The 22,148-nt window shown below is 54.1% G+C and carries 17 protein-coding genes, 3 tRNA genes and 3 rRNA genes; 10 read left to right on the top strand and 13 right to left on the bottom strand.

All coding sequences use genetic code 11. The features are described from left to right. Positions 1-126 precede the first annotated feature (126 nt). From ACMYSO_RS18680 to ACMYSO_RS18655, 6 genes are all read left to right on the top strand, one after another. Positions 127-897: an amidohydrolase gene (locus ACMYSO_RS18680; protein WP_434670837.1), complete on the top strand. Its 771-nt coding sequence runs from the start codon at positions 127-129 to the stop codon at positions 895-897. Positions 898-1,304: 407 nt separating this feature from the next. Further along, a complete protein-coding gene (locus ACMYSO_RS18675; protein ID WP_434666670.1) occupies positions 1,305-2,432 on the top strand; it encodes an AI-2E family transporter in 1,128 nt (375 codons plus the stop codon). Further along, positions 2,422-3,945: an efflux transporter outer membrane subunit gene (locus tag ACMYSO_RS18670; RefSeq protein WP_434666667.1), complete on the top strand. Its 1,524-nt coding sequence runs from the start codon at positions 2,422-2,424 to the stop codon at positions 3,943-3,945. The genes ACMYSO_RS18675 and ACMYSO_RS18670 overlap by 11 nt, the downstream gene beginning before the upstream one ends. Further along, positions 3,942-5,036: an HlyD family secretion protein gene (locus tag ACMYSO_RS18665; protein WP_434666664.1), complete on the top strand. Its 1,095-nt coding sequence runs from the start codon at positions 3,942-3,944 to the stop codon at positions 5,034-5,036. The genes ACMYSO_RS18670 and ACMYSO_RS18665 overlap by 4 nt, the downstream gene beginning before the upstream one ends. 5 nt (positions 5,037-5,041) lie before the next feature. Beyond that, positions 5,042-6,073 carry a DUF2955 domain-containing protein gene (locus ACMYSO_RS18660; RefSeq protein WP_434666661.1) on the top strand — a complete coding sequence of 344 codons (1,032 nt, stop codon included), beginning with the start codon at positions 5,042-5,044 and terminating at the stop codon, positions 6,071-6,073. 1 nt (position 6,074) lies between these two features. Next, positions 6,075-6,500 carry an ion channel gene (locus ACMYSO_RS18655; protein ID WP_123755551.1) on the top strand — a complete coding sequence of 142 codons (426 nt, stop codon included), beginning with the start codon at positions 6,075-6,077 and terminating at the stop codon, positions 6,498-6,500. Positions 6,501-6,574: 74 nt separating this feature from the next. On the opposite strand, the gene ACMYSO_RS18650 is transcribed toward ACMYSO_RS18655, so the two are convergent. Next, positions 6,575-6,651: transfer RNA gene (locus ACMYSO_RS18650), tRNA-Asp, on the bottom strand. Between the two features lie 132 nt (positions 6,652-6,783). Beyond that, on the bottom strand, positions 6,784-7,515 hold the full coding sequence (gene dnaQ, locus ACMYSO_RS18645; RefSeq protein WP_434586273.1) for a DNA polymerase III subunit epsilon: 732 nt from the start codon (positions 7,513-7,515) through the stop codon (positions 6,784-6,786). A gap of 64 nt (positions 7,516-7,579) precedes the next feature. On the opposite strand from dnaQ, the gene rnhA reads away from it, so the two are divergent. Continuing rightward, complete coding sequence (gene rnhA / locus ACMYSO_RS18640) at positions 7,580-8,047, top strand: ribonuclease HI (RefSeq protein WP_123755549.1); 468 nt, start codon at positions 7,580-7,582, stop codon at positions 8,045-8,047. Here the strand turns inward: rnhA and ACMYSO_RS18635 are convergent. Further along, entirely contained in the window at positions 8,044-8,766 is a 723-nt protein-coding gene (locus tag ACMYSO_RS18635; RefSeq protein ID WP_434666658.1) for a class I SAM-dependent methyltransferase, read from the bottom strand. The two genes, rnhA and ACMYSO_RS18635, sit on opposite strands and share 4 nt — an antisense overlap. Before the next feature lie 33 nt (positions 8,767-8,799). Here ACMYSO_RS18635 and gloB point away from each other — a divergent pair, with 33 nt between their 5' ends. Next, positions 8,800-9,555, top strand: a complete 756-nt coding sequence (gene gloB, locus ACMYSO_RS18630; protein ID WP_434666655.1) for a hydroxyacylglutathione hydrolase — start codon at positions 8,800-8,802, stop codon at positions 9,553-9,555. 72 nt (positions 9,556-9,627) lie between these two features. Continuing rightward, a complete protein-coding gene (mltD, locus tag ACMYSO_RS18625; RefSeq protein WP_434666652.1) occupies positions 9,628-10,992 on the top strand; it encodes a murein transglycosylase D in 1,365 nt (454 codons plus the stop codon). 45 nt (positions 10,993-11,037) lie between these two features. On the opposite strand, the gene ACMYSO_RS18620 is transcribed toward mltD, so the two are convergent. The 3 genes from ACMYSO_RS18620 to ACMYSO_RS18610 form a co-directional block, all read right to left on the bottom strand. Then, on the bottom strand, positions 11,038-11,808 hold the full coding sequence (locus ACMYSO_RS18620; RefSeq protein WP_434666650.1) for a class I SAM-dependent methyltransferase: 771 nt from the start codon (positions 11,806-11,808) through the stop codon (positions 11,038-11,040). A gap of 86 nt (positions 11,809-11,894) precedes the next feature. After that, positions 11,895-12,692 carry an endonuclease/exonuclease/phosphatase family protein gene (locus tag ACMYSO_RS18615; RefSeq protein WP_434670836.1) on the bottom strand — a complete coding sequence of 266 codons (798 nt, stop codon included), beginning with the start codon at positions 12,690-12,692 and terminating at the stop codon, positions 11,895-11,897. Between the two features lie 103 nt (positions 12,693-12,795). Then, positions 12,796-13,983: an MFS transporter gene (locus ACMYSO_RS18610; RefSeq protein WP_434666648.1), complete on the bottom strand. Its 1,188-nt coding sequence runs from the start codon at positions 13,981-13,983 to the stop codon at positions 12,796-12,798. 104 nt (positions 13,984-14,087) lie between these two features. Between ACMYSO_RS18610 and yafC the strand changes: the two genes are divergently transcribed. After that, positions 14,088-14,990 (top strand): DNA-binding transcriptional regulator YafC, encoded by a 903-nt coding sequence (yafC, locus tag ACMYSO_RS18605; RefSeq protein WP_434666646.1) that lies wholly within the window; start codon positions 14,088-14,090, stop codon positions 14,988-14,990. A gap of 38 nt (positions 14,991-15,028) precedes the next feature. Here the strand turns inward: yafC and dkgB are convergent, their stop codons facing one another. The 7 genes from dkgB to gmhB all read right to left on the bottom strand — a co-directional run bounded on the left by dkgB (position 15,029) and on the right by gmhB (position 22,148). Beyond that, positions 15,029-15,832 (bottom strand): 2,5-didehydrogluconate reductase DkgB, encoded by an 804-nt coding sequence (gene dkgB / locus ACMYSO_RS18600; protein WP_434666644.1) that lies wholly within the window; start codon positions 15,830-15,832, stop codon positions 15,029-15,031. Positions 15,833-16,059: 227 nt separating this feature from the next. Then, a tRNA-Asp gene (locus ACMYSO_RS18595) sits at positions 16,060-16,136 on the bottom strand. Positions 16,137-16,191: 55 nt separating this feature from the next. Further along, positions 16,192-16,307 (bottom strand): 5S ribosomal RNA (gene rrf, locus ACMYSO_RS18590). Positions 16,308-16,402: 95 nt separating this feature from the next. Beyond that, positions 16,403-19,307: ribosomal RNA gene (locus ACMYSO_RS18585) — 23S ribosomal RNA — on the bottom strand. A 218-nt stretch (positions 19,308-19,525) separates the two neighbouring features. Then, positions 19,526-19,601: transfer RNA gene (locus tag ACMYSO_RS18580), tRNA-Glu, on the bottom strand. Positions 19,602-19,686: 85 nt separating this feature from the next. Then, positions 19,687-21,227: ribosomal RNA gene (locus ACMYSO_RS18575) — 16S ribosomal RNA — on the bottom strand. The 16S, 23S and 5S rRNA genes sit together here with 2 tRNA genes alongside, the layout of an rRNA operon. Before the next feature lie 354 nt (positions 21,228-21,581). Continuing rightward, positions 21,582-22,148, bottom strand: coding sequence for a D-glycero-beta-D-manno-heptose 1,7-bisphosphate 7-phosphatase (gmhB, locus tag ACMYSO_RS18570; protein WP_434586281.1), 567 nt, complete (start codon positions 22,146-22,148; stop codon positions 21,582-21,584).

Below are 22,148 nucleotides of genomic sequence, written 5' to 3'. Positions count from 1 at the left end.
ACCACCAGGGCGGGGGAATTTCCCCGCCTTTTTTCATTTTTTTAACAAAAAATTCCGCAAGATATCGAGAGACTGATATGGTGTTAAAATTACCTTGATGTCCTAATGATGATGGAGTTCACCACTGTGCCTGGCCTGAAAATTACGTTGTTGCAACAACCGCTGGTGTGGATGGATGGTCCAGCCAATCTGCGCCATTTCGACCGTCAACTGGAAGGGATTACCGGACGCGACATCATTGTTTTACCGGAAATGTTCACCACCGGATTTGCCATGGAGGCGGCAAAGCAGTCAATGCCGCAACACGAGGTGATTGACTGGATGCAGGCCAAAGCGGTACAAACCAACGCCCTGATTGCCGGCAGCGCCGCCCTGCAAACCGAACGTGGCCCGGTAAACCGCTTCCTGCTGGTAACCCCTGATGGCACCCTCCACTTCTATGATAAACGTCACCTGTTCCGCATGGCCGAAGAGCATCATCATTACGAGGCGGGTAACGAGCGGGTGGTGTTTGAATGGCGCGGCTGGCGGATTCTGCCACTGGTCTGTTATGACCTGCGTTTCCCGGTATGGTCGCGTAATCATAACGACTATGATTTAGCGCTCTACGTTGCCAACTGGCCTGCCCCGCGATCGCTACACTGGCAGTCTCTGCTGGTGGCTCGCGCCATCGAAAACCAGGCCTACGTTGCCGGCTGCAACCGTGTCGGTACGGATGGTAATGGCCATCACTACCGGGGTGATAGCCGTATTATCAGCCCGCAGGGTGAAATTCTGGCTACCGCGGATCCCCACCAGGCCACCCGCCTGGACGCCGAACTGTCGCTGACGGCGTTGAAAGAGTATCGCGAGAAATTTCCCGCCTGGCAGGACGCGGATCCGTTTACCCTGAACTGATCCCCCGCATCCCCCCGCTGGCCGGGGGGAAACCACCATATCACCACTCCCCTGCCCGGCATTTTTCTTCCCCGGCGACAACAATAATAACTGTCATATACCCTAAATAATTCAAGTTGCATAAAGGCGGCAAGGCCGTGCATCCCCAGGATGCTTACACCGGTAAGTGACTGGGGTGTGCGGGTGCAGCCAACACCTATGCAGCTTGAAGTATGGCGGGTATAAATAATATTTTTCTGGGCGGATTATTTCTGTTCTACACTCATTAAGTGGATAAAATTCAACAAGAACTCGTCCTGTTTTTTCATGGCTTTCAGTATTTTTTAAAATGATTCCATCTCAGTCCTGGTCCGGCTTTCCCCTGGCCGGCTCGGTTGTGCGCGTATGCTCAGCGAGAAAAAACCATTATGGAAAATAATAATCTGCTTATTGTTGAAAAAAGACTGGTTGCCCGTTTTATGGATATGTTCATTCGCTTTGGACTTATCCTGGCATTAGCCTCCTTCTGCTATACCGTATTTTCACCGTTTATTAATATGATGCTGTGGGCGGTGATCCTCGCGGTCACCCTCTATCCGTTACACCAGTATTTTGCCGCCAAACTGGGCGGAAAACAGGGCTGGGCCTCAACATTAATTGTCCTGCTTGGTATTGTGCTGATCGTCGCGCCAACGGTGCTGATGATTAGCTCCCTTGCCGAGAGTGCCAGCGCGATGATTGATAAACTCAGCGGTCAATCCTTTGCCGTTCCGCCACCGCCGGAAAAAGTCGCCGCCATACCTATCGTCGGAGAAAAAATAAGTACCCTCTGGTTGAAAGCCTCCAGCGATCTGCCGGGGCTGATTAGCAGCTACCGCACGCAAATAGGCGATGTCGCCAAAGGTATTCTCAGCGTGCTTGCCAGCATGGGGGGAGGTATCCTGGGCTTTATTCTCTCGTTTATCGTGGCCGGTATCATCATGGCGTGGGGAGCTTCCGGCGCGAACAGCGCCAGACGTATTGCCATCCGCCTGACAGATGAGAGAAAGGGCCAGTCACTCGTGAAATTGTGCACCAGCACGATTCGTGCGGTGGCCCAGGGCGTCATCGGTGTCGCGCTGATCCAGGCGCTGCTGGTGGGCATCATCATGATCGTGGCAGGCATTCCAGCAGTGGGGATTTTCTTTGTTCTGGCACTGATCCTCGGGATCGCGCAGATTCCGGTGATTCTGGTGACGGCTCCGGCCATTGCCCTGATGTGGAGCTTTGGCGATCACGGCACCGTCATGGATATCGTCTATACCATTTTGCTGATCATTGCCGGGATGGCCGATAACGTGCTTAAGCCCTTGTTGCTCGGTCGCGGCGTGGATGCTCCGATGCCGGTGGTGCTGCTCGGCGCCTTAGGCGGGATGGCCGCCAGCGGTATTCTCGGCATGTTTATTGGCGCGACTTTGCTCTCTCTTGGCTACCGTATTTTTATGTCCTGGGTCGATGACGGGCAGATTGCCAATGGCCAGAACGTCGTCATACCGGACGACAAAGATGCTCCATGACAGCCATGCCAGGCGCCTCCTGTTCACCGGAGGCGCCTGCCTTGTCATCAGCGCATGCACGACGCTGGGACCTGACTATCATCCGCCGAAAACGCCGGAGCTGACGCAGTGGCAACCGGCGACGCAGCGGATCACGTCCCGCTCAACCTACGCCGATTACACCCAGTGGTGGACTCAGCTCAACGACCCAACCCTGACGACGCTGATCAACGAAGCCCTGCACAAGAACCCGGATGTAAAAATTGCTGGTTTGCGCCTGCTGGAATCCCGGGCGCAACTGGGTATCGCGGAGAGTTTGCTGGGGCCACAGGCGACTATCGCCAGCGGCGATCTGTTCCGTACCGGGCAACAGCGTTCGGGTGATTACCGTTCGGGGAGTCGCTACAGCGCTGGCGTTAACCTCGGGTGGGAAATTGACTTCTGGGGCAAGTTTCAGCGTGGCGTCGAGTCCGCAGACGCCAGCTATTTTGCTACCCTGGCACAATATGACGATATTCAGGTGCTGATGGCCGCCCAGGTGGCACAGTGGTACGTCAACATCCGCATGCTGGAAGCCCGGCTGCACATTACCCGCAGCAATGCGAAGATCCAGCAGCGTAGCCTGCAGATCACCGAACGGTTATTCCTCAGCGGCAACAGCGCTGAACTGGACGTCCAGCAGGCAAAAACGCAATACCTCTCGACGCTCTCCACCCTTCCCCAATTGGAAACCGCTCTGGCACAAAGCCAGAATGCCCTGGGCGCCCTGCTGGCGCGGAAACCTGGCCCGCTGCCTGAGATGGCAACCCGGACCGGCGAGATCCCACAGGGAGAACTCGCTTTAGTCGCCGAAATTCCGGCCGACCTGCTGCGTCGGCGCCCCGATGTCAGAGCTGCAGAACGGCAACTGGCCGCCCAGTCAGCGTTGATCGGCGTCGCAGAGAGCGAACTCTATCCGTCAATTTCACTGATCGGCAGCGTCGGGATCAGCGGACAAACCCAAACCAGTAGCACACTGAGCTGGGCGGTCGGGCCGACCTTCAGCTGGAATCTGCTCGATCGCGGCAGACTGGGTAATCAGGTACTGGTGCAGGATGCCCGCTTTCTTCAACTTCACGAACGCTATCGCGATACCGTCTTTCAGGCCGCGCGCGAGGTCGATGATGCGGCCATTGCCTACGCCAATGATAAAGACGAGATCGCCTTGCTGATCCAGACGGGGAGCGCGGCCAGCCGCTCCCTGGCGATTGCCAACACGCAGTATCGTGAGGGGATGGCCGACTTTCAGCGCGTGCTCGATTCACAACGTGCGCTGTTTAACCAACAAGAACGCCTGGTCAGCAGCCGCGGCGCGGCGATGCGCGACCTGATCGCCCTGTATAAAGCGCTGGGCGGCGGATGGGAAAAGGGGCGAGAGCGCTCGCTCGTCGATGCCGAAACCGAATCGCACCTGCGCCAGCGTGATAACTGGCTGCCGCTGCTGAATACCCCGCTTCCTTCCGCCACCGCCCCTACAGAAGGTTTTTCGCCATGAACGCGCCATCCTCTTCAGCAGGCCAGGCCAGCCGTCGCACGACTATCGGCCTGGTTATCCTGATCGTGTTGCTCTTGTGCGGATATTTAGTCACCGACAGGCTAACGCCCTATACCTCCCAGGCCAGGGTCCAGGCCTTCGTGATCCCGGTGGCGGCAGAAGTCACCGGGCAGATAAAGAAAGTCTATGTTCGTGACAATCAGCGGGTTGCCGCAGGTGAACCGTTATTTGAAATCGATCCTGAACCCTATGATATCGCCCTGGCGCGTGCACGTTCGGACTACACCACGGTGCTCAGTTCGGTAAAAGCCGGCAACCAAAGCGTCGTGGCGGCACAGGCCGGCCTGCAGGCCGCCACCACCGCTTACCAGAATGCCGCCAAAGATGCCGAGCGTCAGGAACGGCTCTACCGTGAAGACCCCGGCACTATTTCCGTGCGCCGCCTCGAAATTGCCCAGGCTACCCGGGAGACGGCGCGCAGTCAGATGGCTGCCGCAGCCGCCGACGTGCGCCGGGCCATCGAAGCGGCTGGCGCTACCGGAGACGATAATTCGCAGCTGTTAAGCGCCGCCGCGACGGTACGTAAAGCCGAGCTGGACCGCAATAAAAGCACCGTGCTCGCGGGCAGCGGCGGGCTGATTACCGATCTACGCAGCGAAGTCGGTCAGTTTGTGGGGGCTGGAGCCCCGGTCATGACGCTGATCGCCATCAATGATGTCTGGATCAACGCTGACATGACCGAAAATAATCTCGGACACATCCGGCCCGGCAACGAGGTGGAGATTCTGCTCGACAGCATGCCGGGGCGGCTTTTCAAAGGGGAGATAGTCAGCATCGGCTATGGCATCAATGCCTCGCAAGCCCAGCCGGCTGGAGTGCTCCCCACGGTGGAGAACAACCGCGACTGGCTCCGCCAGGCGCAACGTTTTCCAGTCAAGATAGCTTTCGTCAGCAATGATATGCCCCCATCCACCAGCCTGCGGGTCGGCGGGCAGGCAGATATTGTGGTGTACACCAGCACCAGTTGGCTACTCAACGCCCTGGGCTCGCTCTATATCCGCGTAATGAGCCTGTTTTCCTGGCTCTATTAAGGTGAATGATGCATAACGCAGACCGTGCGGTACTGAGGATCGGCGCAGGCACCGCCGTGGCGACGCTGGTCTGCTTCGCCAGCGCGCTGCCCATGCCGCACCTCGGCTGTATCATGGCCTGGATCGTGCTGTGCCAGGGGAAACCATTGCCGCTGAAGAAGGGCATCGTGATCGGCTGTGTGCTGAGCGTCACCATGGTGGGCGGCGTTCTGATGGTGCCACTGCTCACCTATTATGCCTTACCTGCCGTCCTGCTCACGGCACTGCTGCTGTATCAGCTTATGGTCATGGGATTGAGCGGCAAGGCCACGCTGTCGATGCTGCTGGTGGTCGCGGTCGCCATCATTCCTGTCGCCGGGCTGGTCGATCAGGCGCTGGCAATCGGTCTGGCGCAGATGCTGGGGATCGGCTTTATCACCGGGACGTTGGTTAATGGCCTGGCGGTGGCGTTGTTCCCTCCACTGCCACAACCTGGTTCGGCTCCGTCCGTCCCTCCGCCCCCGGCGGTCAGCGCAGTGCACGCCAGAGCAGTACGCGCGGTGATTATTGTGCTGCCGGTGTGGCTGCTGGCATTGAGTCACCCGACGTTTTATATCCCGGCGGTGATGAAAACCGTCATGCTGGCGCAGCAGGCAACGACGCTTGAGAGCAAAACGTCGGGAAGAGAACTGGTGCTGTCAACGCTACTGGGGGCGCTATTGGCGCTGGGGTTATGGTTCGGCCTTAGCCTCTGGCCATCGCTGCTGATGCTGGTCCTCTGGCTGGGGCTGGCAAGCCTGTGGGTCGCCCGCCGTCTGGTTCGCCTGAGCACGAGCCACTTTCCCCCCTCTTTCTGGAGTAACGTCTGGATAACCGCGCTGATCCTCTTCGGCCCGGCGATCCAGGATAGCGCCTCCGGCAAGGATGTCTGGACCGCCGCCGCCATGCGTTGTGCGCTGTATATCATCATCGCACTGTATGGCTGGGCCTGTATCGCCATCCTGGAGCGCTGGCGTCCTCTGCCCTCCCCTTCAACAGCACCGCATCCTGGAGAGTAAAATGTTGCTTCCGCTGCTGACGGGCATGCCCGTCATTCTGTGTAATATGCTTCTGCAATCGCTGGTTTCCGTGTGGTGTATCCGCTTTTATCTCAAGCGGTTTCAGCGCAAAGAAGGGTTATTTGCCGGGGTACTGGCGCTTTTTGGGACGATCATCATTATTTTGATGGGCAATCTACTGCAAATTTTGCTGTGGGGAGTCTTGTTTGTCTGGCTGGGCGAGTTTCCGACGCTGCTGGAGGCGGTGTATCACTCCGGCGTTAATTTCGCGACGCTGGGGTATGGCGATGTGGTCATGAGCGTCAGATGGAAACTGCTGGGCCCGCTGGAGGCGGTTAACGGTGCGTTGATGATCGGTCTGTCCGGCGCCTGTATGCTGGCGGTGATGCAGCATCACATTCGTAAACAGTTGAAATACATGAAATGAGGTTGATGAACCCGGATGCTCGTTCCTTAAACGACGAAAGCCTGAATCATTGCTGATTCAGGCTTTCTGAATAGTGGCGGAACGGACGGGACTCGAACCCGCGACCCCCTGCGTGACAGGCAGGTATTCTAACCGACTGAACTACCGCTCCACTTACTGTTCCCTTGGGAACGAGGCGAATATTACGGATTCCCCGTAATCTCGTCAACGCTTTTTCTACACTTTTGAATCGGTTGCTGCAAAAATCGCCCGACAGATGATTTTTACAGCATTTTCCAGCGCATCAGGCACGCCACAGGCAGCTTCCGCCTTTCTTTTGCACCAGATCGAGTCGGGATTCGTGGTCCACAATCTCGTCATCGGTGGCATAAACGACGCGCAATTTACTGGCCGCACGGACAACCCGCTGTATTCCCATTTCACCAGCCTGCTGCTGCCCCTCACCTTCCATTGAAAATGCCATGGTCGTCTGACCACCGGTCATCATCAGATAGACGTCGGCCAGGATCTGGGCATCGAGTAATGCCCCGTGCAACGTTCGCTTGCTGTTGTCTATTTCATAGCGGGAGCATAACGCATCAAGGCTGTTGCGCTTGCCGGGGAACATTTTCCGCGCCAGCGCGAGGCTATCGGTGACTTTGCAGAAGGTGTTTGTTTTCGCAATACCGCGATTCAGCTTGCTGAATTCATAATCCATAAAGCCGATATCAAACGATGCGTTATGGATGACCAGCTCCGCACCACGGATATAGTCCATAAACTCGTCGGCGACATCCGCAAACAGCGGTTTATCCATCAGGAATTCGTCGGCGATCCCGTGGACGCCGAAGGCTTCCGGATCCACCAGCCGGTCCGGCTTCAGATAAACATGGAAATTGTTCCCGGTGAGGCGGCGGTTAATCACCTCCACCGCACCGATCTCAATGATCTTGTGTCCCTCGTAGTGCGCACCGATCTGGTTCATACCAGTGGTTTCAGTATCGAGAACAATCTGTCGTGTAATTGCAGTGCTCATATCGGTCATTTATGTCAGACTTGCCGTTTATCTATCGATATCAATTACAGGAAGTCTACCAGAGATGCTTAAACAGGTAGAAATTTTCACCGATGGTTCATGCCTGGGAAATCCAGGACCTGGCGGCTACGGTGCGATTTTACGCTATCGCGGCAAGGAAAAAATTTTTAGTCAGGGCTATCACCTCACCACCAATAACCGGATGGAGATGATGGCGGCGATCGTCGCGCTTGAAGCGCTGAAAGAACAGTGCGAAGTCATCCTCAGTACCGACAGCCAGTACGTGCGCCAGGGAATTACTCAGTGGATCCATAACTGGAAAAAACGCGGCTGGAAAACCGCCGACAAAAAACCGGTCAAGAATGTCGATCTGTGGAAACGCCTGGATACCGCGCTCGGCCAGCATCAAATCCGCTGGGAATGGGTCAAGGGCCACGCCGGACACCCGGAAAACGAGCGCTGTGATGAGCTGGCGCGGGCAGCCGCCTCCAGCCCAACGCAAAGCGATGTTGGCTACCAGCCGGAAAGCTAATTCTGCCCGTTACGCCACTGCCGCGTGGCGCCGACCGTCTGGCGCAGCTGGGTTTTTGCTTTCCCGGATTTCATTGGGTTTAAGGTCAATGGAATAGTACGTTTGCGGGCAATGATGAGCTGCAGACAGCCAAGCGCCGGCAGGTGCGCGCTGAGCAGCTTGCCGCCGTGCCGGGACCAGGGCAGAACCTGATAGCGACCATAGTGCAACACTTCAAAATTCAGCAACGCCAGCCAGTCCAGCTGGCGGGTTAGCGTAAACATCCTGCTGTTATAAGGCGTGGCTTTGCGTAATATCGGCATCACCTTGCGCAACCCCATCAGGCTCACGGGGTTAAAACCGGTCAAAATCATCCAGCCATCATCAATCAGCACCCGGTCAGCTTCGCGCAACAGTCGGTGCGGATCGTTGCACCACGGCAACGTGTGCGCCAGCAGGCAGGCATCCACCGACTTTTCGGCAAAGGGAAGATGTAGCGGATCGGCCTGCACCTGCATCGGGTTACCCTGTAGGGAGACATTAACCTGATGGGAGATAGCGCAAGCTTCGGTGTTGATTTCAGCGCTCAGATTGCCAATCTTAAGCAAATGAAAGCCATATAATTTAGCCAGCCACGGTTTGATCTCCCGTTCCAGCGATTCGCGATAGTATTCGCCCCAGGGCATACTCGACCAATGCTCTGGCGCTGTGACAGTCTGAGGTATCCTTGCCGGCTTCATCGCAACCTTCCGCTTCGCTTTGAGAGGTAATTAATGAATCTTATCAGCATTCCCGCATTTCAGGACAACTACATCTGGGTTCTTAGTGAGGATAGCGGCCGTTGTCTGATCGTCGACCCGGGCGACGCGGCACCGGTGCTGGCCGCTATTGCGGAAAACCACTGGCAGCCGGAAGCCATTTTGCTGACCCACCACCATCACGATCATGTTGGCGGCGTCAAACAACTGTGTGATGCCTTCCCAGAGATAGTGGTTTACGGACCGGCTGAAACCCAGGATAAAGGTGCAACCCAGTTGGTAAATGATGGCGATCGGCTGACTATCCTGGGCCACGAATTCTCTATTTTTTCCACGCCAGGTCACACTTTAGGACACGTCTGTTTCTACAGCAAACCTTATCTTTTTTGTGGCGACACTTTGTTTTCAGGCGGTTGCGGCAGGCTCTTTGAAGGAACACCAGAGCAAATGTATCAATCACTTACAAGAATAAACGAACTTCCAGGCGAGACACTGATTTGTTGCGCGCATGAGTATACTTTAGCAAACATGAAGTTTGCGTTGAGTATCCTGCCACATGATGTGGACATAAATGATTACTATCATAAAGTTAATGAGTTACGTGCAAAAAAACAAAAAACACTCCCCGTTACTCTGAAAAATGAGCGACGTATAAATGTATTTTTACGTACAGATGATGATGATTTAATTAAAGAAATTTCAAAAGAAACAAATTTGCAACACTCTGTACAGAGATTTGCATGGTTAAGGTCAAAGAAAGATAACTTCTGATATTTAACGCTTGTCATTCGTAGCCTTCGCCGTTATTCTTGCTCGTCTTTTAAGCAACTATTGACCACACACATGAAGGCACGAGCGATATTACTCGCCTCTGTCCTGCTTGTAGGTTGCCAGGCCAATCGGGATGGTAACGTACAACAGCATGCACAGAGCCTTTCTGCGGCTAGTCAAGGGGAAGCAGGTAAGTTCACAAGTCAAGCGCGCTGGTTAGATGATGGAACCTTCTACGCGCAAGACCAGGATCTGTGGGCTTCGATAGGCGACGAGCTAAAGATGGGAATTCCGGAAAATCCCCGGATTCGCGAACAAAAACAGAAGTATTTACGTAATAAGAGCTATCTCCACGATGTAACTTTACGGGCAGAGCCGTATATGTACTGGATAGCCGGGCAAGTTAAGAAACGTAACATGCCAATGGAACTGGTATTACTACCCATAGTGGAGAGCGCTTTTGACCCGCACGCAACGTCTGGCGCCAATGCCGCAGGCATCTGGCAGATCATTCCGAGCACCGGGCGCAATTATGGTTTGAAACAGACCCGCAGCTATGATGCGCGTCGTGATGTCGTCGCTTCTACTACGGCGGCCTTAAACATGATGCAGCGTCTGAACAAGATGTTCGATGGCGACTGGTTATTAACCGTCGCGGCGTACAACAGCGGCGAAGGTCGGGTTCTGAAAGCAATGAAGTCGAACCGTTCACGTGGTAAACCCACTGATTTCTGGTCGCTTCCGTTGCCGCAAGAAACCAAGGTGTACGTTCCAAAAATGCTGGCCTTGAGCGACATTCTCAAAAACAGCAAGCGTTATGGCGTGAAGCTGCCGACGGCAGACGAAAGCCGCGCGTTGGCACGTGTTAGCCTCGATAGTCCGGTTGATATTAGCCAGCTGGCAGACATGGCGGGTATGCCTGTCGGCAAGCTGAAAACGTTCAATGCAGGCGTCAAAGGCTCAACGCTTGGTGCAAGCGGGCCAAAGTATGTCATGGTGCCACAGAAGCACGCTGCTCAGCTGCGTGAATCTCTGGCATCTGGTGACATTGCCGCCGTGCAGCCCACGGAGCTTGCGGACAACACGCCGTTGACCAGTCGGAGCTACAAAGTCCGTTCAGGCGATACCATGTCCGGGATTGCATCTCGTCTTGGTGTTTCGACGAAAGATCTGCAGCAGTGGAACAAGCTGCGCGGGTCAGGACTGAAAGTAGGGCAGAATCTGGTAATTGGCGCGGGCAGCAGTGCTGAACGTCTTGCCAGCAACAGCGATAGCATCACCTATCGCGTGCGTAAAGGCGATTCGTTGTCGAGCATTGCAAAACGTCACGGCGTGAATACACGCGATTTGATGCGCTGGAATAACGGCACTGACGATCTGAAGCCAGGCGATCAGCTGACACTGTTTGTGAAAAACAGCAACCGGCCTGATTCCTGATACGGCTGAATGAAAAAAAGGCACCGGATCCCGGTGCCTTTTTGTTTATACCGCTTTATGCGCCTCAAACATGATCGTATCGCTGGTAAATGAGCCATCTTCCTGCAATGCGAAATAGGCTTTTACCTCTGCGGACGCGCTCTCCTGATATAAACGAATGGCTTCCACCAGCGGCGCTGGCGTGCGCATACGCGCCACCCATGAGGTGAACTCCAGCGGCAAACGGTCGGTCAGCAGATGATTGGTCACCAGACCGGCCTCATTGGTCAGCGCCAGCCACTCACCGCTGGAATAATTACGTACGTGGGAGGTATCGCGCAGTGCTTCAACGGTTTGCAGCCATACGTCACGTACCGGGTGCCCGGGAGACATGACGTCCATCATAATCACCACCCCGCCAGGCTTCAGAACGCGTTTTACCTCGCGCAGCGCCTGACCAACGTCATGCCAGTGGTGCGCAGAATAACGGCTTATCACCACCTCAAAGCTAGCATCCGCAAACGGCAGCGCTTCGGCATAGCCTTGCTGCGTCACGACATTCGACAACCCTTTATCCTGAGCGGCCTGGGTGACCACCTCCAGCATCTGGCTGGATAAATCATACGCCGTGACGTTTGCTACCTGCCCGGCGGCGGCAAAGCTGGCGTGTCCGGCACCACATCCCATATCCAGAACATGGGCGTGGGGGAAATCAGCCAGCCGTTCAGCCAGGCGTTGCAGATCGCGTCCGGATGCATGGACGGCGCTGGTCAGGTAAGCACTGGCCTGTGAACCAAACTGCTGTTCGACGTTGTCATGATGAGAGCGTGTTGTCATGGTGTTGTTGTCCTTCGGTTGTTTGAATAATAAAGGCGGATCCTGGTTGTGCAGGCCCGCCCCATGGCAGACCTGACGTACCTCTATTAATCAGGTTTGCCGGGACTGAATTCGACTAGTAGTGGGTTGTGGTCTGAAGCTCGGGTCACCAGCACGGAAGCATCGTGCACGCTTAACCCGCGGTAGAACACAAAATCGAGCGGACGACCAAACGCACGGCGGCGCTGATCGTCAGGGAAACGGACTTCACGCAGCGACATTTCACGCGCAAAGCGATAGAGCGCGTTCATTCGCGGACGGCTCCAGGCATTAAAATCACCGGCCATAATCACCGGTCCACTGTGGTGGGCAATCTGATCGCCAATGGGCAACAGCTGCTTGCTGTAGACATCGACGCCCAGGCTGAAGTTAACCGCATGAATATTAACGACCATCAGCAAACGCATGTCAGGCAGCGGATAAACGGTGACTAACGCAGACTTTGCCAGACGCAGAATCGGCTCGCGCTCACGCAGGGGGCAGCAATAGACCGGATGAGCCGAAGCCAGCGTCATCACGCCGGAGGGATGCTGCGGCAGGACCAAAGCAGGCACCTGATCGGCCGCCAGATAATTCGTCGTGGCGAACCTCACCATTTCAGGGGTGGTTTGCGCTTCCTGTAACAGCACCAGATGCGCGTCTTTGCCGAAGTTATTGAGAACGGACTTCCACTCAGCACGCTGCTGCTTAAAGATATTCCACACCAGTACGCGGATTTTTTCATCGGTGCTTAACGGCGCACCGCTAGAGAATGCCGGAGTCACGCCAGCAAACGACCCCGGAGGCAAAATTCTCTCCGCGGGCTGTCCGGCGACGTAGCGCATGGCATAAGTATTCTTTCGCAATTTAGGCATCAAACCTCAATAACAGGGAACCAGCCTGACTGCGGCTGGCTCTTCTGTTATAGGGACTTTCGCAGGCACTTTCAATGCAATTCGCGAGAAACCTTTACCCTTCTACCGTCGCTACCGTTGCTGGCTGGGACTTATCCAGGCGCCCGCTCAGGGCAACCAGCAGCAGCGCCGCAAGTACTATCACCGCGCCAATCCATGGCGTCTCGGCCAGCCCATAACGTTCGACAGTTTGTCCACCAATGAGTGAACCTAAGGCGATACCGATGTTAAACGCCGCAATATTCAGGCCGGAGGCAACGTCAACGGCCGCCGGGGTATATTGCTCCGCTTTCTGTACCACATACACCTGCAGGCCCGGCACATTGCCGAAAGCAAAAATGCCCATCACCAGCACCGTTGCCAGCGCCGCGTACTGAATGCTGGCGGTAAATTGGAATACCAGCAGCAGAACCACCAACGCTGCAAAGATAAGCTTCAGCGCTGCCACGGCCCCATGCTTATCGGCCAGTTTGCCGCCCCAGACGTTACCAATCGCAACTGAGATACCGTAGCCGAGCAGAATCCAGCTTACCGTGGAGGGGCTAAACCCGGCCAGTTCCTGCATCATCGGGGCGAGGAAAGTAAACGCGGTGAAGACGCCACCATATCCCAATGCCGTAATGGCATAAATCATCAGCAAGCGCGGTTGAGTCAGGACTTTAAGCTGATCGCGCAGGCTCGCACTGGCGCGGGCAGGAATCGTATTTGGCACCAGAATAAAGCTACTCACCAGGGCAATAACGCCAAGGATCGATACCGCCAGGAAGGTTTCACGCCAGCCAAAATGCTGACCGATAAAGGTCCCGACCGGCACCCCGGTAACCAGCGCTACGGTTAAGCCGCCAAACATAATGGCAATGGCCGAAGCGGCTTTCTCTTTCGGCACCAGGCTGGTGGCGATCGTAGAACCGATGGAGAAGAACACGCCATGCGCCAGGCCGGTCAACAGGCGGGCAAAGACCAGGGTTTCATAACCAGGAGCCTGCCAGGCCAGCAGATTACCGGCGGTAAACAGCACCATCAACGCCAGCAGCAGTTGTTTACGCGGCATACGCCCGGTCAGTGCGGTCAGCACCGGGGCACCAATCGCCACACCCAGGGCATAAATAGAAACCAGCAGACCGGCAGAAGGCAACGAGATAGCCAGTTGTTGTGCAATGGTCGGAACCAGTCCCACAATCACAAATTCTGTGGTGCCAATAGCAAAGGCACCGATAGTTAAAGCAAGTAGCGCCAGTGGCATAATTCACTCCGTATCATCAGGATTAAGATGACACGCAGTATGCGGTGATGTTTAAATAACAAAAACCATCAAAATCTCAATAGAATTTTGCTACAGGTGCAACAATGCGAGCCACGTCAGAAGAGATTGCCATCTTTATCGCCGTCGTTGAAAGCGGCAGCTTTAGCCGGGCGGCAGAGCAGTTGGGTCACGCCAATTCTGCCGTCAGTCGGGCGGTAAAAAAACTGGAATCAAAACTTGGCGTCAGTCTGTTAAACCGGACGACTCGTCAACTTAGTCTGACCGAGGAAGGAGAACGCTATTTCCGCCGCATGCAGGTGGTTCTGCAGGAAATGGCGGCAGCAGAGAACGAACTGCTGGAGACCAGGACGACGCCGAGGGGTTTGTTGCGTGTGGATGCCGCCACGCCAGTGATGCTGCATTTCCTGATGCCCCTCATTAAACCTTTTCGTGAGCGCTATCCGGAGATGACGCTGGCTCTGGTGTCATCGGAAACCTTCATTAACCTGATTGAGCGTAAAGTTGATGTGGCGATCCGCGCCGGTACCTTGACGGACTCCAGCCTTCGAGCGCGTCCGCTTTTTAGCAGCTACCGGAAAATTATCGCCTCGCCGAGCTATCTCGCGCGTCACGGCATGCCACAGCAGGTTGCTGACCTGAAGGATCATCAATGTCTGGGCTTTACCGAACCTGTCTCGCTGAATACGTGGCCCGTATCCTGCTGCGACGGTCAGTTGCTGGAAGTAAACTGTGAAATCGCGTCAAACAGCGGAGAGACCGTTAAGCAGCTATGCCTGGCGGGAAATGGCATTGCCTGCCTGTCGGACTATATGGTGAATGAGGAAATTGCGAGCGGGGACTTTGTTGAACTGCTGGCGGAGCACCGGTTACCGGTAGAGATGCCCTTCAGCGCGGTCTATTACAGTGACAGAGCCGTCAGCACACGCATCAGAGCTTTTATCGACTTCCTGAGTGAGCATGCAAAACAGCTCCCGCAGGAGCTGTAATCACGTTTTATTGAGAAGGTTGCGTGCGGTCTTAACGATCAATCCCACGCGGGCGCAAGGCCTTCCGGGCTTACCAGCCGATCGTTACACTCCAGCCCGGCGATCGCCTGACGATCGTCTTCATCCAGCTGCAGATCCTGCGCGATCAAATTACTGGCCAGGTTTTCACGCTTTGTCGATGAAGGTATAACGGCATAGCCCTCCCCCATTGCCCAGGAGAGAATGACCTGTGCCGGTGTCGCGTTGTGTTTGGCTGCAATCGCGTTAATCACCTCATCTTTCAGCGCATGACCATATGCCAGCGTCATGTACGACGTGATATGAATACCGTGCGCTGTTGCCCACTCCACCACTTTGCGGTTTTGCAGATACGGGGAGAGCTCTATCTGATTGGTTGCGATATGTTCCGCGCCAACGGCCGCTATTGCGCGCTCCATCAGCGGGATCGTAAAGTTGGAGACACCGATCTGGCGAGTCAGGCCCAGCGCTTTCGCTTCCAGCAGGGCTGGCATAAACTCTTCGACGGCCACCGCATCATTGGGGGATGGCCAGTGGATTAGGGTCAGATCGACATAATCGGTCCGCAGCTTTTGCAGACTCTCTTTAAGGCTGGCGATAAGCTGGTCTTTGCCCAGGTTTTCAATCCAGATTTTGGTGGTGATAAACAGCTCATCACGGGCAACGCCACTTTCTTCAATGGCCTGACCGACAGCCGCTTCATTTCCATAAATCTGAGCCGTATCAATTGCACGATATCCCAGTTCCAGAGCCGTTTTAACCGACGCGATAACAACCTCATCTTTAAGACGGAAGGTTCCAAGACCAAATGCAGGGATTGTCATAAATGTCCTCGTTTTTCTTTATGCAGGCGAATTGAGGCCATTATGTTCACGATACAGCGATAGAAAAAGATCGATAAAAGCAGAAGATTTTTGCTAATACAGCAAAAGTTAAGGGATAGTTCAGTTGTAAACGGAGGACGAATTTCAGACGAAAAAAAGCCGTATCGCTTTACAGCGATACGGCTTCTTAATAAGACAGGATGTATAAAAACAACCTGAATAATAAGTGGCGGAACGGACGGGACTCGAACCCGCGACCCCCTGCGTGACAGGCAGGTATTCTAACCGACTGAACTACCGCTCCACCGAATTTCTTTACAACAACCGGTTTATTGCCCCGGTTTCACTGCTAATTTGATGCCTGGCAGTTCCCTACTCTCACATGGGGAGACCCCACACTACCATCGGCGCTACGGCGTTTCACTTCTGAGTTCGGCATGGGGTCAGGTGGGACCACCGCGCTATCGCCGCCAGGCAAATTCTGTTATCAACACGTCTTAAAGACACATCGACTAATCTGTATCAGGCTGAAAATCTTCTCTTTGTCCACCAAAACAGCTTTGGCGTTGTAAGGTTAAGCCTCACGGTTCATTAGTATCGGTTAGCTCAACGTATCGCTACGCTTACACACCCGACCTATCAACGTCGTCGTCTTCAACGTTCCTTCAGGACTCTCAAGGAGTCAGGGAGAACTCATCTCGGGGCAAGTTTCGTGCTTAGATGCTTTCAGCACTTATCTTTTCCGCATTTAGCTACCGGGCAATGCCATTGGCATGACAACCCGAACACCAGTGATGCGTCCACTCCGGTCCTCTCGTACTAGGAGCAGCCCCCCTCAATTCTCCAGCGCCCACGGCAGATAGGGACCGAACTGTCTCACGACGTTCTAAACCCAGCTCGCGTACCACTTTAAACGGCGAACAGCCGTACCCTTGGGACCTACTTCAGCCCCAGGATGTGATGAGCCGACATCGAGGTGCCAAACACCGCCGTCGATATGAACTCTTGGGCGGTATCAGCCTGTTATCCCCGGAGTACCTTTTATCCGTTGAGCGATGGCCCTTCCATTCAGAACCACCGGATCACTATGACCTGCTTTCGCACCTGCTCGCGCCGTCACGCTCGCAGTCAAGCTAGCTTATGCCATTGCACTAACCTCCTGATGTCCGACCAGGATTAGCTAACCTTCGTGCTCCTCCGTTACTCTTTGGGAGGAGACCGCCCCAGTCAAACTACCCACCAGACACTGTCCGCAACCCGGATCACGGGTCTACGTTAGAACATCAAACATTAAAGGGTGGTATTTCAAGGTTGGCTCCACGCAGACTGGCGTCCACGCTTCAAAGCCTCCCACCTATCCTACACATCAAGGCTCAATGTTCAGTGTCAAGCTATAGTAAAGGTTCACGGGGTCTTTCCGTCTTGCCGCGGGTACACTGCATCTTCACAGCGAGTTCAATTTCACTGAGTCTCGGGTGGAGACAGCCTGGCCATCATTACGCCATTCGTGCAGGTCGGAACTTACCCGACAAGGAATTTCGCTACCTTAGGACCGTTATAGTTACGGCCGCCGTTTACCGGGGCTTCGATCAAGAGCTTCTCCTTACGGATAACCCCATCAATTAACCTTCCGGCACCGGGCAGGCGTCACACCGTATACGTCCACTTTCGTGTTTGCACAGTGCTGTGTTTTTAATAAACAGTTGCAGCCAGCTGGTATCTTCGACTGATTTCAGCTCCACGAGCAAGTCGCTTCACCTACCATCAGCGTGCCTTCTCCCGAAGTTACGGCACCATTTTGCCTAGTTCCTTCACCCGAGTTCTCTCAAGCGCCTTGGTATTCTCTACCTGACCACCTGTGTCGGTTTGGGGTACGATTTGATGTTACCTGATGCTTAGAGGCTTTTCCTGGAAGCAGGGCATTTGTTACTTCAGCACCGTAGTGCCTCGTCATCACACCTCAGCGTTAACAGAAGTCCGGATTTACCTAAACTTCCCGCCTACATGCTTAAACCGGGACAACCGTCGCCCGGCTAACATAGCCTTCTCCGTCCCCCCTTCGCAGTAACACCGAGTACAGGAATATTAACCTGTTTCCCATCGACTACGCCTTTCGGCCTCGCCTTAGGGGTCGACTCACCCTGCCCCGATTAACGTTGGACAGGAACCCTTGGTCTTCCGGCGAGCGGGCTTTTCACCCGCTTTATCGTTACTTATGTCAGCATTCGCACTTCTGATACCTCCAGCAACCCTCACAGGCCACCTTCAACGGCTTACAGAACGCTCCCCTACCCAACAACACATAGTGTCGCTGCCGCAGCTTCGGTGCATGGTTTAGCCCCGTTACATCTTCCGCGCAGGCCGACTCGACCAGTGAGCTATTACGCTTTCTTTAAATGATGGCTGCTTCTAAGCCAACATCCTGGCTGTCTGTGCCTTCCCACATCGTTTCCCACTTAACCATGACTTTGGGACCTTAGCTGGCGGTCTGGGTTGTTTCCCTCTTCACGACGGACGTTAGCACCCGCCGTGTGTCTCCCGTGATAACATTCTTCGGTATTCGTAGTTTGCATCGGGTTGGTAAGTCGGGATGACCCCCTAGCCGAAACAGTGCTCTACCCCCGAAGATGAGTTCACGAGGCGCTACCTAAATAGCTTTCGGGGAGAACCAGCTATCTCCCGGTTTGATTGGCCTTTCACCCCCAGCCACAAGTCATCCGCTAATTTTTCAACATTAGTCGGTTCGGTCCTCCAGTTAGTGTTACCCAACCTTCAACCTGCCCATGGCTAGATCACCGGGTTTCGGGTCTATACCCTGCAACTTAACGCCCAGTTAAGACTCGGTTTCCCTGCGGCTCCCCTATACGGTTAACCTTGCTACAGAATATAAGTCGCTGACCCATTATACAAAAGGTACGCAGTCACCTAACAAGTAGGCTCCCACTGCTTGTACGTACACGGTTTCAGGTTCTTTTTCACTCCCCTCGCCGGGGTTCTTTTCGCCTTTCCCTCACGGTACTGGTTCACTATCGGTCAGTCAGGAGTATTTAGCCTTGGAGGATGGTCCCCCATATTCAGACAGGATACCACGTGTCCCGCCCTACTCTTCGAGTTCACAACGTGTGCATTTTAGTGTACGGGGCTATCACCCTGTACCGCCGGACTTTCCAGACCGTTCCACTAACACACGCGCTGATTCAGACTCTGGGCTCCTCCCCGTTCGCTCGCCGCTACTGGGGGAATCTCGGTTGATTTCTTTTCCTCGGGGTACTTAGATGTTTCAGTTCCCCCGGTTCGCTTCGTTAAGCTATGTATTCACTTAACGATAGTGTGTCGAAACACACTGGGTTTCCCCATTCGGAAATCGCCGGTTATAACGGTTCATATCACCTTACCGACGCTTATCGCAGATTAGCACGTCCTTCATCGCCTCTGACTGCCAGGGCATCCACCGTGTACGCTTAGTCGCTTAACCTCACAACCCGAAGCTGTTTCGTAAAACAGTCCGCATTGCGAAAATTTGAGAGACTCGAACACACCATTTTTCCTTTCTTATTACGGAGAAAGGAAACAGTGTGTCGTTTCAATTTTCAGCTTGATCCAGATTTTTAAAGAGCAAATATCTCAAACGTGATTCCGGAGAACCAGTTTTGAGATATTGAGGTCGGCGACTTTCACTCACAAACCAGCAAGTGGCGTCCCCTAGGGGATTCGAACCCCTGTTACCGCCGTGAAAGGGCGGTGTCCTGGGCCTCTAGACGAAGGGGACACTGAAGTCTCAATCGCAAGACGCCTTGCTATTTACTTTTCATCAGACAATCTGTGTGGACACTACAAAGGCAGGTTCTTTCAGGTAAGGAGGTGATCCAACCGCAGGTTCCCCTACGGTTACCTTGTTACGACTTCACCCCAGTCATGAATCACAAAGTGGTAAGCGCCCTCCCGAAGGTTAAGCTACCTACTTCTTTTGCAACCCACTCCCATGGTGTGACGGGCGGTGTGTACAAGGCCCGGGAACGTATTCACCGTAGCATTCTGATCTACGATTACTAGCGATTCCGACTTCATGGAGTCGAGTTGCAGACTCCAATCCGGACTACGACATACTTTATGAGGTCCGCTTGCTCTCGCGAGGTCGCTTCTCTTTGTATATGCCATTGTAGCACGTGTGTAGCCCTACTCGTAAGGGCCATGATGACTTGACGTCATCCCCACCTTCCTCCAGTTTATCACTGGCAGTCTCCTTTGAGTTCCCGGCCGGACCGCTGGCAACAAAGGATAAGGGTTGCGCTCGTTGCGGGACTTAACCCAACATTTCACAACACGAGCTGACGACAGCCATGCAGCACCTGTCTCAGAGTTCCCGAAGGCACCAAAGCATCTCTGCTAAGTTCTCTGGATGTCAAGAGTAGGTAAGGTTCTTCGCGTTGCATCGAATTAAACCACATGCTCCACCGCTTGTGCGGGCCCCCGTCAATTCATTTGAGTTTTAACCTTGCGGCCGTACTCCCCAGGCGGTCGACTTAACGCGTTAGCTCCGGAAGCCACTCCTCAAGGGAACAACCTCCAAGTCGACATCGTTTACAGCGTGGACTACCAGGGTATCTAATCCTGTTTGCTCCCCACGCTTTCGCACCTGAGCGTCAGTCTTTGTCCAGGGGGCCGCCTTCGCCACCGGTATTCCTCCAGATCTCTACGCATTTCACCGCTACACCTGGAATTCTACCCCCTCTACAAGACTCAAGCTTGCCAGTTTCAAATGCAGTTCCCAGGTTGAGCCCGGGGATTTCACATCTGACTTAACAAACCGCCTGCGTGCGCTTTACGCCCAGTAATTCCGATTAACGCTTGCACCCTCCGTATTACCGCGGCTGCTGGCACGGAGTTAGCCGGTGCTTCTTCTGCGAGTAACGTCAATCACTAAGGTTATTAACCTTAATGCCTTCCTCCTCGCTGAAAGTACTTTACAACCCGAAGGCCTTCTTCATACACGCGGCATGGCTGCATCAGGCTTGCGCCCATTGTGCAATATTCCCCACTGCTGCCTCCCGTAGGAGTCTGGACCGTGTCTCAGTTCCAGTGTGGCTGGTCATCCTCTCAGACCAGCTAGGGATCGTCGCCTAGGTGAGCCATTACCCCACCTACTAGCTAATCCCATCTGGGCACATCTGATGGCATGAGGCCCGAAGGTCCCCCACTTTGGTCTTGCGACGTTATGCGGTATTAGCTACCGTTTCCAGTAGTTATCCCCCTCCATCAGGCAGTTTCCCAGACATTACTCACCCGTCCGCCGCTCGTCACCCGGAGAGCAAGCTCTCCTGTGCTACCGCCCGACTTGCATGTGTTAGGCCTGCCGCCAGCGTTCAATCTGAGCCATGATCAAACTCTTCAATTTAAGTTTGATGCTCGTGAATTAAACTTCGTAATGAATTACGTGTTCACTCAGAGACTTGGTATTCATTTTTCGTCCGAGGACGTTAAGAATCCATGTCACTTTGAGTGCCCACACAGATTGTCTGATAAATTGTTAAAGAGCAGTGCGACGGCGCTTAGCGCTCTGTCGCGAGGTGGCGTATATTACGCTTTCCTCTTTCAGAGTCAACCTCATTTTCAGAAGTTTTCTCTTTCAACCCGGCGGCTTGTTTGCCGTTGTTCCGTGTCGATGGAGGCGCATTATAGGGAGCCAGCCGGGAATGACAAGCGGAAAAATGCATTTTTATTTCAACCGCTCATCTTTTATACGTAACGCTTATATTTGCTGCTTTTTGATAGCTTCAGGCAGGTCTGCAAGGCTATTCAATACCCAATCAGCGGCATTTTCCGCTTCTGGCGTGACAGGCTTGCCGGTGCGTACCAGTACTTTAGTCCCTATAGAAGCAGCCGCTGCAGCCTGCATGTCTTCAATTTTATCGCCAACCATATAAGAAGAGGCCATATCGATATGAAGGTAGTCACGCGCCGAGATAAACATCCCCGGGTGCGGCTTACGGCAATCACAGGTCTGACGATACTCTTCCACCGTCCCCTGCGGGTGATGCGGGCAATAATAGATACCGTCCAGGTCAACACCGCGATCGGCCAGTGACCAGTCCATCCATTCCGTCAGCGTTTCAAACTGCGCTTCCGTAAACTTTCCGCGCGCGATGCCGGATTGATTGGTAACCACCACCAGGGCGAAACCCATCTCCTTTAATTGACGCATCGCATCAATAACACCATCGATAAATTCAAAGTTGTCGATTTCGTGGACATAGCCATGATCGACATTAATTGTGCCGTCACGGTCGAGAAAAATTGCGGGTACTGACTTTGCCAC

The sequence above is a fragment of the Klebsiella sp. B345 genome (genome assembly GCF_051131735.1).
Lineage (GTDB): Bacteria > Pseudomonadota > Gammaproteobacteria > Enterobacterales > Enterobacteriaceae > Klebsiella.
Note: the sequence above shows the minus strand (reverse complement) of the source record. Positions and strands in the feature narration are given on the sequence as shown.

What these genes read in the sequence shown, in the direction of transcription:
- ACMYSO_RS18675 (WP_434666670.1), top strand. Translation starts at nt 1,305, where the DNA reads ATGGAAAATAATAATCTGCTTATTGTTGAAAAAAGACTGGTTGCCCGT.
- ACMYSO_RS18670 (WP_434666667.1), top strand. Translation starts at nt 2,422, where the DNA reads ATGCTCCATGACAGCCATGCCAGGCGCCTCCTGTTCACCGGAGGCGCC.
- ACMYSO_RS18665 (WP_434666664.1), top strand. Translation starts at nt 3,942, where the DNA reads ATGAACGCGCCATCCTCTTCAGCAGGCCAGGCCAGCCGTCGCACGACT.
- ACMYSO_RS18660 (WP_434666661.1), top strand. Translation starts at nt 5,042, where the DNA reads ATGATGCATAACGCAGACCGTGCGGTACTGAGGATCGGCGCAGGCACC.
- ACMYSO_RS18655 (WP_123755551.1), top strand. Translation starts at nt 6,075, where the DNA reads ATGTTGCTTCCGCTGCTGACGGGCATGCCCGTCATTCTGTGTAATATG.
- dnaQ (WP_434586273.1), bottom strand. Translation starts at nt 7,515, where the DNA reads ATGAGCACTGCAATTACACGACAGATTGTTCTCGATACTGAAACCACT.
- rnhA (WP_123755549.1), top strand. Translation starts at nt 7,580, where the DNA reads ATGCTTAAACAGGTAGAAATTTTCACCGATGGTTCATGCCTGGGAAAT.
- ACMYSO_RS18635 (WP_434666658.1), bottom strand. Translation starts at nt 8,766, where the DNA reads ATGAAGCCGGCAAGGATACCTCAGACTGTCACAGCGCCAGAGCATTGG.
- gloB (WP_434666655.1), top strand. Translation starts at nt 8,800, where the DNA reads ATGAATCTTATCAGCATTCCCGCATTTCAGGACAACTACATCTGGGTT.
- mltD (WP_434666652.1), top strand. Translation starts at nt 9,628, where the DNA reads ATGAAGGCACGAGCGATATTACTCGCCTCTGTCCTGCTTGTAGGTTGC.
- ACMYSO_RS18620 (WP_434666650.1), bottom strand. Translation starts at nt 11,808, where the DNA reads ATGACAACACGCTCTCATCATGACAACGTCGAACAGCAGTTTGGTTCA.
- ACMYSO_RS18610 (WP_434666648.1), bottom strand. Translation starts at nt 13,983, where the DNA reads ATGCCACTGGCGCTACTTGCTTTAACTATCGGTGCCTTTGCTATTGGC.
- yafC (WP_434666646.1), top strand. Translation starts at nt 14,088, where the DNA reads ATGCGAGCCACGTCAGAAGAGATTGCCATCTTTATCGCCGTCGTTGAA.
- dkgB (WP_434666644.1), bottom strand. Translation starts at nt 15,832, where the DNA reads ATGACAATCCCTGCATTTGGTCTTGGAACCTTCCGTCTTAAAGATGAG.